We start from the raw sequence: 11,952 nt of genomic DNA on the forward strand, positions 1-11,952 counted from the left end.
TGGTCTGGAGAATAACGGTTTGGCCGGAGCCGATGTAGCTGGCACACGGTGGATCTTCGGCAGGACGAAGAAGTTGCGTCGGATAGTGGTGACGGGCGCCTGGCCAGCCAATGCCGCAGGCATTTCTACTTCCCGCGAATCAGCCCGCGCAGCGCGAACCGGTTGGGGTGACAGGCCTCGGCCACACTTCGCGGCAACGGCAGGGGTTCCTCATCCAGCCAGGCGGCGATCAGTTCGCCGGACAGTGGCGCAGTGATCAGGCCGCGAGAGCCGTGACCGCTGTTCACATACAGGCCGTCGAGCCATGGGCATTCGGTCTCCGGCGTCTGGCGCGCGTCCTTGCGCAGCACGGCGTACGTCTCAAGGAATGCCTCCCGGTCCGCCAGCGGCCCGACGATGGGCAGGTAATCCGGGCTGGTGCACCGAAATGCGGCGCGCCCCTGCAGGTCCTCGGCGGGCAAATCGTTGGCGTTCAGCCGCTTGGTCAGGTCCTCGGAAATTTCTTCGAGCAGTTCGAGATTGCCGAGGTGTTCGGCCGTGCTCGGCGTCAGGTCATCGCTGTTGAAGGCGAAGCTTGCGCCCAGCGTGTGTTCGCCGCTGCGCGCGGGCGCCACGTAACCCTCGGCGCAGACGACAGTCTTCAGGGCCTGGCTTTCGGGGGTCGCAACCAGTCGGGTGATTTGTCCTCGAATACGCTTAAGTGGAAGGTCCGCGCTGGCGGGAAAGCGGTTGATCTCGGCTGCGCCCGCCAGCACCACGACTGGCGCCGAGGCCAACAGGCGCTCGCCATCCCACGCCTGCCACAGCCCGCCTTCACGCCGCAGCTCGACGGCATCATTGTGGGGCAGCAGTTTGATATTGGTCGCGCTTGCCTGATCGCGGCACAGCGCTGGCGGATGCACCCATCCGCCTTGTGGGTAAAACAGGCCGCCGCTTTTCAACCCAATACCGGCCCGTGACTCGGCGTCAGCCCGGTCCAGCACATGCAGCAGATCGTCGGGGAACGCCGCAGCCAGTTGCGCCTGCCTTGTTTGCTCTTTCTCGTCGAAGGCCAGCTGCAGTACGCCACAGTCGTCCCAGTCGATGCCCCGTTGCAGGCGCTCCAGCAAGCGTCGGGTATGACCGAATCCGCTCAAGATCAACTGCGACAACGCGGTGCCATGGGCCGACAGCTTGAGGTAGAGCACGCCTTGCGGATTGCCCGATGCTTCTTGCGCCAGATCCCCATGGCGCTCCAGCAGACTGACGTGCCAACCGCGTGCTGCCAGGCTCGCCGCCGTGGCGCACCCGGCCAGCCCCGCGCCAATCACCATTGCTGTGCGAGGGGTGTCGGGTGAACGGGGCATTGATCGGGGCCGGGCAAACCAGGGTTTGGCGCGCGGAGGCGTTGGCACGCCTTCAGGCCAGCCGATGAAGCGGCCTTTAAGCACTTCCCACTTATGACCGATTCCCGGCACGCGCTTCATTTTGAAACCGGCTGCATTCAGTGACCGGCGCACCCAGCCCGTGCTGGTAAACGTGCCGATGGTTGAGCCCGGTGCCGCCAGCCGCGCCAGCTCGGCGAACAGCTCGGGCGTCCACATTTCCGGGTTTTTCGCGGGCGCGAAACCGTCGAGAAACCAGGCGTCGATCTGCCCGTCCAGTTGCGGCAGCATGTCCAGCGCGTCGCCGATCAGCAAGGTCAGCGTCACGCGGCCGCCATCGAACACCAATCGCTGGAAGCCCTGATACACCGCCGCGTATCGGCCCAGCAACTGTTCCGCCAGCTCCTTGAGCTCGGGCCACAAACCTAATGCGCGCTGAAGATCAGCACGGCTCAGCGGGTATTTCTCGACGCTGACGAAATGCAGGCGGGCGTCTGCCACTGCGCGGGCGTTGAACAACTGCCAGGCACACAGGAAATTCAGCCCGGTACCAAACCCGGTTTCGCCGATCACCAGCCGCCCGCCCGCCGGTAAAGCAGCAAAGCGCTCGGGCAGCTCGTTCTGGACCAGGAACACATGGCGGGTTTCATCCAGGCCCGATTCGGTCGAGAAATAAACGTCGGAGAACACCCGTGAATGCGGATTGCCGTGTTCGTCCCAGTCAATCCGGGCGTGGGCGATCCGGGCGTCGGCGATCTGGTTGGGGTCAGTGGTGGTCATGTTTGGCTCGGAGCAGGCAAGGTGGCGATGTTACTCCAGCGTCCGGTGGGCCGTGCACTACATATGTATGCCACTTTGCGGGCTCGTTCCTGTTTATCTGTGCGCCTTTGATCACTTGCAAAAACAAGGACGTAAGATGAACACCGCCAGTCAGGCTCTCACTGCTACATTCATTCAGAACACGCTCCCACATTGGTTCATCCAGGCCACGCCGGCGATGCGCGATGCCCTGCGCCAGGACATGACCCTGGCCCAGGCCGCTCGGGAAGACCTCAGTCAGGTGCTCCAGCCTATTCAGGACCTCCCGGCATTTGCCCGCCCGTTGCTGACCCAGGCCCTCGAGGCCGAATTCGGGCCGGGTCTCGATGTTGATCGTGACCATTTCTTCCATGCTCGATTCCAGCGCGAAGGGCTGACGGGCCGGGCTGCACCGCAGGGTTCCAGCACCCGTTCGCTGCTGGCGGCCGCGTTGCAGAATTTCGAGGCGGCCGAGGTCGGGGAAACTGATCGCGAAAGCGCCTCTGCCATCGTTCGTGGCTCGCCTGATGCTTTGGCGGCGCACGCGAGCGTGCATCCTTTGAACGTACGTCCCGGTCGATTTATCGAGCTGTGCCGCCGGCTGGACCTGGGCGGCCAGTACCAGCGTCACTTGCGTCATGTGCTGCATCCCGTGGCGCGGCCCGGTATGGCCGGCAGTCTGGACAGCAAAGACATCAAGGCGCGCATCATCGAACGCGCGCGTCTGGCCCTACGGGTCGATTGTCACATCGCGCGCCTCAAGGGGACGATCGACGAGGCACAATACCAGGCGCTGTTGCGGCTCGACTTCACTGGCCCGGCCGCTCAGGTCTGCACCTTGCAGATGCTGGGCTGCAAATTGCGCGGTGCGTTGCTGTTCAAGCTCGGTGAGCAGACACGCTGCACGGTGTACCTGCCGGGAGAACCGGATAATGCGGTTCAGTCCTATCCCTCGATGGAAGATTTCACACAGGCACTGAGAACCAAACTGCGTTCCGAGGCGTACCAGCGCTACTTCGACCGGTTCATTCCCGAGCGCAGCAAGTCGGTCTTCTTCAAGCGTCTGCATGAGCGACTGGCGCCCCACGTGCTGCACAGCGTCGCCCGCGGCAAAGGTTTTCACCGACAGCTGATCAGCGTTTCCGAGGTGGATCAGAAGGCTTTTCTCGATCTTGAAGCCATCGAGGTGGGCGGCGCGCTGGGTGATGTTGTCTATCTTCACCACATGCTGCAAGTGAAGGACGACGCTCGCGTACTGGCGGTCCCCACTGATGACGAAGACCGCAAAACCCGCGATCGTCGTCTCGCTGAATGGCTGGACTACGGCATGGACGGGCTGAATATCGCCGCGCTGTTCGTTCCCGGCCTGGGCGAAACCATGATGTTGGTCGCCGGTGCGCAATTGCTGGACGAGACCTTCGAAGGTATTGAAGCGTGGCGCCATGGCGACATGGATGAAGCGTTGGATCATCTGGGCCGTGTGGCGCAAAACCTGGCATTGATGGGGGTAACGGGTGCCGCCGGTGCGGCGGCCGGCGCAATGGCAGCAGAGGCTGCCGCAGCGCAGCCGCCGTCCTTCATCACGCGCAGTGTGCCGGCCCGGGACGCCGCCGGACGTGTGCGCTTGACCGATGTCGGCGTGGCCCTGCGCCGTTTGCATCCGGAGTTCGCGGACATCGACGACAAGTCGGTCAGCCGCATCATGGCGGTCAGCGGCGTGGATGAGGAACGCCTGGCGGCCTTGCACATCGGCCGTCTCCCCGCGCCTGCGGAGCTGGTCGACACTGTCAAGCGGTTCCGGCTGAGTCTGCAAGCGGCAGAGTCCAGTGAGGCATTCGAGGCGGCCTACCGCGCCAGCGAACAGTCGAGCGATCCGCTGATTGTCCTGCTCAGGCGCGATTTCCCCTCCCTCACATTGTCTGCAGGCCAGTCGCTGGTTGCAGAAATGAGCGCCGAGCAGAGGCTCGCCATGTCCGACACTCAACGCATCCCGCTGGACGTGGCCGGTAAGGTTCGCATGCACTTGCGTCAAAACCGGATGAGCCGCGCGCTGGAAGGCTTCTTTCTGACGCCGAGCACGGTCAACCGAGATCTGCAACGCCTGACATTGCGCAGCCTCGCAACCTTTCCGGGATGGCCCGCCGACCTGCGTATCGAAATTCGCGACGGCAGTGCCACAGGGCCATTGCTTGACAGTGTTGGCGCCGAAAGCGCCGAGCGCCGATGCTTTATGGTCAGAACCGACAAAGGGTTTCAAACAGGTGGCGCCGACTCATCGGAAAAACCGCGCAGCCTGTTTTCCGCTCTCCTGCGGGTACTGCCCGAGGACAGCCGTCGGGTGATGGGACTGAACGATGCTGACACCCAGATACGGGCTTTGAAGCGCAGGGTTTTCGACTGGGTCCGCTCGCAACCGAAATGGGCTGCCGAGCAATTGGGCGAATGGACATTTCCCACCCGGTTCAGCCCGCCGCAGCGTTTGCCCGACGGGCGCATCGGCTACCCCCTCAGCGGACGCGGTGCTGTGCCGCTTGCGGGCGGAAGCACGACCGAACAGCAACTGCTCCAGGCCATGACCCATCTTTATCCGGAGAGCGTGGAATTGCCCGAGCAGGTCCGCAGCATGGCGCGACGTGCTCGCCCACTGGAGCAATTGCTGGCCGCAACCCGTGCCCTTATTGCTGCTTACGATCAACTCCACGTCAGCCTGATCGCCTGGGCCGAGGCGGACGACATGAGCGTGCTGCTCAATGACGGGGAGCGCATGGCGCGACGTCGCGTGGCCAACGCACTGGGGCGGGCATGGCGCTACAGCCACGATACGGCGCCCCGGGGTTCTCGCTGGCTCGTTCTGGAGCACGTCGCCATTCCGGAGCTTCCACCATTGCCGAATTTCTACACAGACATCACTCAGATCGAGCTGAACACCGTCGCACTGGACAGAGGCGCTGCCGATGCTTTCCTGGCGAATTTCCCTAATCTGACGCGACTGAACGTGCAGGGCAGTTTAACCGAGCTGCCGGCCATCCTGCCGCAGCTTCAGTATCTGGAGCACCTGTCTCTGGAAAACATGCCATGGCCGATCGCCCAGCCAGTGATGGACAGGCTGATGGATATTCCCGCACTCACCTCACTGAGCCTGGCAGGCACTTATCTGGGCGAACTGACCGACACTAGCCGCCTTCGTTTGTCGACCTTGTGGATCAACAACACAGGCCTTACTCAATGGCCTGAATGGACCCAGTCTCTGGCCCTCAATGAGCTGGACATCAGCGACAACCACATCACCGAGATCGCTGCCGAGGTCATCGAAAACCCGACCGATCACGACCGGCATACGGTGATATACGCCTACAACAACCCTTTTACACACGAGGCGCTGGAAGCTTACTGGCGCAACGACACCGGCTACGGTCATCGTTATCAGCTGGATTACGACTTCCCGGAGGACATCCGCGAGATCCACGTAGAGGGCGCCCGGATCGAAACCGACTCCGATTCATCGGACGACGGCGAGCCCCACGGCCATCGCGCCGGGTCAAGCCGCCGTGTTCCCGAGGCGTCGGCGCAGGACTGGTTACAGCCAGGTGAAGACGTGTTGAACGCGCGGCTGCTGGCAGCATGGGAGCGGGTGGAGCAGGCGGCCGGCGCGCCTCATTTGCTGGTATTACTGCAGCGTTTGCGGGAGACCCCGGACTTTCGCCAGTTCCATGCCGAGCTCGCCAGCGACGTGCTGACCGTGCTGGAAACCGCCGCGCAGGATGCCCCGTTGCGCAGCCAGCTTGAGGTCATGGCCAATGACCGCCTGTTCGGTGCCAATCAAACCTGCCAGGACGGTGCGCGGCTGATTTTCAGTGACATCCAGGTGGCGGTTTACAGTCATGGAGCGCTGCTCGGGGTGGCCGAGGGTCAGCGTACGGAGGCGTTGCTGGGCGTCATTCGCCAGCTCTTTCGGCTCAACGAGGTGCAGGCGATCGCCGACGCCGAAATAGCCAGACGTGAGAGCCTCGGCCGGCCCGTGGACCATGCCGAGGTACGGCTCGCCTACCGGATAGGGTTGGCGGACGATCTCGGCCTGCCGGGGCAGCCTTACCGCATGGCCTGGGAACGGCTGGCCGCGGTTGATCGTGGCGCGTTGCTGGATGCCCGCCGTCACGTACTGGACGCCGAACGCGGGCCGAGGTTTCTGCAGTTCGCTGTCGATGATCGGCAGTGGAATGCGCGGCTGCGCTCGGAGCACCAGGAGGGTCTTGATCTGGCCACTGCTTCAGTGCGCGAGCGCATGAACGCGCTGGAAGACCACCCGCCGACCGATCCGGACGACTATCATCGCCAAGGGGTGGCGCTCATTGCCGAGCGCGAAGCTGCCGAAGCATTGATGCTCCGCCAACTCACGGATCTGTACCGCGCGGGCTGGTAACCTGCGGCACGAGGTGGCTGCCCATGACAGCCACCTTCGGCTTCAACCGCGACCGAATGTCACTCCCGCATTGATCCATCGCTACAGTTGGGGGTCATACCTGCATCGGCACTGTCGCCTGCCAGTCTAGAGCGATCCTGAAGGGAGCCCTGCATGTTCGAATCCGCTGAAATCGGCCACACCATCGACGACGAAACATACGACGCTGAAGTCCCGGCCCTGCGCGAAGCGCTGCTGGAGGCTCAATACGAACTGCATGATCAGGGCAAGCGCCAGATCATCGTATTGATCAACGGCATCGAAGGCGCCGGCAAGGGCGAGACCGTCAAACTGCTCAACGACTGGATGGACCCGCGCTACATCGAAGTGCGCACCTTCGATCAGCAAACCGATGAAGAACTGGCCCATCCGCCGGTCTGGCGTTACTGGCGGCAGCTGCCGCCGAAGGGGCGCATCGGCGTGTTCTTCGGGAACTGGTACAGCCAGATGATTCAGGGTCGGGTGCACAAACAGTTCAAGGACCCGGTGCTGGATCAGGCCATCAATGGTGCCGAGCGACTGGAAAAGATGCTGGTTGACGAAGGCGCAGTGATCTTCAAATTCTGGTTTCATCTGTCCAAGCGGCACATGAAGCTGCGCCTCAAAACCCTCAAGGACGACCCGCTGCACAGTTGGCGGATCAGCCCGCTGGACTGGCAGCAATCGAAGACCTACGACCGGTTCGTGCGTTTCGGTGAGCGCGTGCTGCGCCGCACCAGTCGCGACTACGCACCCTGGCATGTCATCGAAGGCGTAGACCCGAACTACCGCAGTCTGACCGTCGGCCGGCTGCTGCTTGAAGGTTTGCAAAACGCCCTGAAGACGCCTGAAGGGGCGACCCATCTTGTCGGACTCGGCCCTTTGCCCCACAACAGCAATGAGTTGAGCCTGCTCGATAACCTCGACATGACCCTCGCACTTGAAAAGGACGATTACGACGAGCAACTGATTACCGAACAGGCGCGACTGTCCGGGCTCATGCGCGACAAACGCATGCGCCGTCACGCACTGGTGGCGGTGTTTGAGGGCAACGATGCCGCGGGCAAGGGCGGTGCGATCAAACGGGTCGCCGGAGCCCTGGATCCGAGGCAGTACCACATCGTGCCAATCGCCGCGCCCAGTCAGGACGAACTGGCTCAGCCTTATCTGTGGCGGTTCTGGCGGCAGATTCCGGCGCGGGGGAAATTCACCGTGTTCGATCGTTCATGGTATGGGCGTGTGCTGGTCGAGCGGGTCGAAGGCTTCTGCTCCGAGGCTGACTGGCTGAGGGCTTACAGCGAAATCAACGATTTCGAAGAGCAGCTCACGGACTTCGGCATCGTGGTGGTGAAGTTCTGGCTGGCGATCGACGACAAAACCCAGCTGGAGCGTTTCCAGGCGCGGGAGAAAGTGCCGTTCAAACGCCACAAAATCACAGAGGATGACTGGCGCAACCGCAGCAAGTGGCCGCTGTATCGCGAGGCGGTGGGCGACATGGTGGATCGCACCAGCACCGAAATCGCGCCGTGGACACTGGTCGAGGCCAACGACAAACGCTGGGCGCGGGTCAAAGTACTGCGCACGATCAACGAAGCGATCGAGGCGGCATTCAAGAAAAGTGACAAGAAACACAAGTAGCGGGGAGGGGGACGTACGAGCCGGAGTCGGCTCGTACGTGTCTCACTCGGTAACGGTGAGGATGATCCGGGGGCTTAGTGATGGCGTGGCTTGAGGATCGCCGGTTTTTCATCCGGGGCTTGCAGCAGGAGATACAGCGCGGTCAGCGCTTCCGGAATCTGCACGATCATGTCGTCCATCAGGTTGGCGTCGGCGGCGATGTCGGCAAACTCTGGCTGTTCATCGAACAGACCTGAGCCGACCATGATCGGCAGCAGCATCTCGCTGACTTCCTCTTCATCGTTCTCGAACCAGGCCGACTCGCGCAAGAACACGCCTTCCATGAATCCGATGCACCAGCCGCGCAGCTCGGAGTCGTCGGGGTCATCGCCCAGGTCCAGATCGCAAGGCAATTCGAACTCTTCGTCCGACGCCAGCTGACGAGCGATGTGCGCTTTGAGCGCGATCAGGGTGGTTTCGATTTCCTGATGCTGCGCCTCGTCGGCGTAATGCGGCGGCTCGGCGAACAGTGCGTCGATCCACTCGCGATCGGGTACGGTTTCGGCGCAAATGGACAGCGCGGTGAGATAGCCGTGGGCGGCTACATAGTCCAGCGCTTCGTCATGCAGCTCATCGGCATCGAGGAAGGCTTGCAGGCGGTGTAATTGCTCAGCGAAGGACATTGACAGACTACCTTGGGAATAAACGATGCTGAATTCTAGGCCCTGAGGGCGCCCGGCGCCAGCGCAGAGGCCACAGGAATCGGTATTCCGGTTAATTTCGACCGCCGGTGTCACCGCTGTCCAATCTGTCGGAGCGCTCCGGTATACTGCCGCGCTTTGCGATTTCCACAGCGATTCTCGACCGCTGTTGCGGCACCATCCGGGGTATTTATGCTCGACCAGGCTCAACGCGTACTTAAAGACATCTTCGGCTACGACAGCTTCCGTGGTCGCCAGGGTGCCATTATCGAGCGCGTGGCCAGTGGCGGTGATGCATTGGTGCTGATGCCCACCGGCGGCGGCAAATCCCTGTGTTTCCAGGTGCCGGGCCTGTTACGCGACGGCCTTGCGGTGGTGGTTTCGCCGCTCATCGCGTTGATGGACGATCAGGTAGCCACGCTGGAAGAGCTTGGAGTTTCGGCTGCTGCGCTGAACTCAACGCTCAGCGCCGAGCAGCAGCGCGATCTCGCCAACCGCATTCGTCTGGGCGAGATCAAGATGCTGTACCTGGCGCCAGAGCGTCTGGTCCAGCCGCGCATGCTGTCGTTTTTGCAGAACCTCAAGATCGCCCTGTTCGCCATCGACGAAGCCCACTGCGTGTCGCAATGGGGTCACGACTTCCGTCCCGAATACCTGCAACTGGGGCAACTGGCCGAGCTGTTTCCGGACGTGCCGCGCATCGCCCTGACCGCCACGGCCGACAAGCGCACGCGCGAGGAAATCGTCGAGCGTCTGCACCTGCAGAACGCCGAGCGCTTCCTGTCGAGTTTCGACCGCCCGAATATTTTTTACCGCATCGTGCCCAAGGAACAGCCGCGCAAGCAGTTGCTGGCGTTTCTGTCCGAGCGGCGCAGCGACGCCGGCATCGTTTATTGCCTGTCCCGCAAGAAGGTCGAAGAGACCGCCGCGTTCCTCAGCGACAACGGCTACCCGGCGCTGCCGTACCACGCCGGTTTGCCCATCGAAACCCGCTCCAGCAATCAGCGGCGCTTCCTTAATGAGGAAGGCCTGATCATGGTCGCCACGATTGCGTTCGGCATGGGCATCGACAAGCCCAACGTGCGCTTCGTGGCGCACATGGATCTGCCCAAATCGCTGGAAGCCTATTACCAGGAGACTGGCCGGGCAGGGCGCGACGGTCTGCCGGCCGATGCGTGGATGGCGTACGGCCTGCAAGACGTCCTGATGCTCAAGCAGATGCTGCAGAACTCCGAAGGCGACGAGCGCCACAAGCGCGTCGAACAGCACAAGCTCGACGCGATGCTGGCGCTGTGTGAAGAGACCCGTTGCCGACGTCAGTCGTTGCTCGCCTACTTCGACGAAATCATGCCCAACCCTTGTGGGCATTGCGACAACTGCGTCGACGGCGTACAGACATGGGATGCCACCGAACCGGCGCGACAGGCGCTTTCAGCGATCTACCGGACCGGCCAGCGCTACGGCGTGGGCCATCTGGTCGACGTTTTGCTGGGCAAGGAAAACGACAAGGTGCAGAGCTTCGGTCATCAGAAGCTTGCGGTGTTCGGTGTCGGCAAAAGCCGCAGCGAAGGGGAATGGCGTTCATTGTTCCGACAGCTGGTGGCGCGCGGTCTGGCCGACATTGATCTGGAAGGCTACGGCGGCCTGCGCCTGAGCGACACGTGCCGGCCGTTGTTGCGTGGCGAAGTGACCTTGCAGCTGCGCCGTGATCTGAAACCGCAGACCACCGCCAAAGCCTCCGGCAGCCCGGCGAGCCAGCTGGTGCGCGGCGAAGAGCGCGAACAGTGGGAAGCGCTGCGCGCATTGCGACGCAAGCTGGCGGAAGAACATGGCGTGCCGCCTTATGTCATTTTCCCGGATTCAACTCTGCTGGAAATGCTCCGCAGCCAGCCGGGGACCATGGCCGAAATGGGCCGGGTCAGCGGTGTGGGCGCGCGCAAGCTGGAGCGTTACGGCGAGGCATTCCTGGAAGTGCTCGGCGGTGCTGCGCCGGCGCCGCGCGTGGTCGCCGATGTGCGGCACGAGCTCATCAGCCTTGCCCGCGCCGGCATGACGCCGATGCAGATCGCCGGGCAACTGCAGTGCTCGGAGAAGAACGTCTACACAATGCTCGCCGAAGCCATTGGCAAACAGCAGCTTTCTCTGGATCAGGCGCTGGACCTGCCCGAGGACCTGATGACCGAGATTCAGGATGCGTTCCTCGACGGCGAAGGCGAGCTGCCCCCTGTCGCCGCCATTGCCGAATTGTTCACCGGCCGTGTACCCGAAGGGGTGCTGTACTGCGTGCGCGCGGCGTTGCAGTCGGAGTTTGAGGTTTAACCCGACGCAGTCGCGGCCGGCTGCACACGCTCACTCAAGCCATCCCGAGCAATCCGAAGGCATACCCGCCGCATCCTGGCCCCTGCGACGAATCACCACGTCCAGGCGCTTGCCTCGTACCGGCCTCCATGGTTAGCTGCCTATTAATTAGGAATCGCCTTTAACCATCGAGTTACCTATGCCGTTAACCGAAGAACACCGCTTTGGCATGCAGCTGGCCCATATGTCCCGGGGCTGGCGTGCGGAGCTGGATCGCCGCCTCGCTGATCTGGGATTGTCCCAGGCGCGCTGGCTGGTTTTGCTGCATCTGGCCCGCTTCAAAGCACCGCCGACCCAGCGTGAACTGGCCCAGAGCGTGGGCGTTGAAGGCCCGACCCTGGCCCGGCTGCTGGACAGTCTGGAAAATCAGGGGCTGGTGCTCAGGCAGGCAGTGCTCGAAGACCGTCGGGCGAAAAAGATCGTGCTCTGCGATACCGCGCGGCCGCTGATCGAAAAAATCGAAACCATCGCTACCGCCTTGCGCCACGAGTTGTTTGAGGGCATCGACGAAGAAGAGCTGCACCTGTGCATGCGCGTTCATTCGAAAATCCTCGCCAATCTCGAAAAATCCTGAAAACCGCGCGAACGCCCGCGACAAATACATTGATGCGGGCGAAACATCCTGTTCTATTTGCACCCATACTGATGCTGCCCGGGTGACGTGTCCGGGCGTACC

6 protein-coding genes are annotated in these 11,952 nt (G+C 62.4%); 4 read left to right on the forward strand and 2 right to left on the reverse strand.

Features of this window, described 5'->3' with window-relative positions:
- Window positions 1-125 precede the first annotated feature (125 nt).
- The gene (gene mnmC, locus EC919_RS09395) at window positions 126-2,144 is read right to left on the reverse strand and encodes a bifunctional tRNA (5-methylaminomethyl-2-thiouridine)(34)-methyltransferase MnmD/FAD-dependent 5-carboxymethylaminomethyl-2-thiouridine(34) oxidoreductase MnmC (protein ID WP_133773277.1); all 2,019 of its coding nucleotides are present in this window, start codon (window positions 2,142-2,144) and stop codon (window positions 126-128) included.
- A 136-nt stretch (window positions 2,145-2,280) separates the two neighbouring features.
- On the opposite strand from mnmC, the gene EC919_RS09400 reads away from it, so the two are divergent.
- Complete coding sequence (locus tag EC919_RS09400) at window positions 2,281-6,582, forward strand: NEL-type E3 ubiquitin ligase domain-containing protein (RefSeq protein ID WP_166650517.1); 4,302 nt, start codon at window positions 2,281-2,283, stop codon at window positions 6,580-6,582.
- 153 nt (window positions 6,583-6,735) lie between these two features.
- Window positions 6,736-8,238: a polyphosphate:AMP phosphotransferase gene (gene pap, locus EC919_RS09405; protein ID WP_133773281.1), complete on the forward strand. Its 1,503-nt coding sequence runs from the start codon at window positions 6,736-6,738 to the stop codon at window positions 8,236-8,238.
- 74 nt (window positions 8,239-8,312) lie between these two features.
- Here pap and EC919_RS09410 read toward each other — a convergent pair whose 3' ends face one another.
- Window positions 8,313-8,900 (reverse strand): YecA family protein, encoded by a 588-nt coding sequence (locus tag EC919_RS09410; RefSeq protein ID WP_133773283.1) that lies wholly within the window; start codon window positions 8,898-8,900, stop codon window positions 8,313-8,315.
- 210 nt (window positions 8,901-9,110) lie between these two features.
- On the opposite strand from EC919_RS09410, the gene recQ reads away from it, so the two are divergent.
- Window positions 9,111-11,237, forward strand: a complete 2,127-nt coding sequence (gene recQ, locus EC919_RS09415) for a DNA helicase RecQ (protein WP_133773285.1) — start codon at window positions 9,111-9,113, stop codon at window positions 11,235-11,237.
- Between the two features lie 178 nt (window positions 11,238-11,415).
- Window positions 11,416-11,850 carry a MarR family transcriptional regulator gene (locus EC919_RS09420; protein ID WP_133773287.1) on the forward strand — a complete coding sequence of 145 codons (435 nt, stop codon included), beginning with the start codon at window positions 11,416-11,418 and terminating at the stop codon, window positions 11,848-11,850.
- The last annotated feature ends 102 nt before the right edge of the window (window positions 11,851-11,952 follow it).

Origin of the sequence: Pseudomonas graminis, assembly GCF_004364335.1 — a bacterium.
In the GTDB taxonomy this organism is placed as follows: domain Bacteria; phylum Pseudomonadota; class Gammaproteobacteria; order Pseudomonadales; family Pseudomonadaceae; genus Aquipseudomonas; species Aquipseudomonas graminis_D.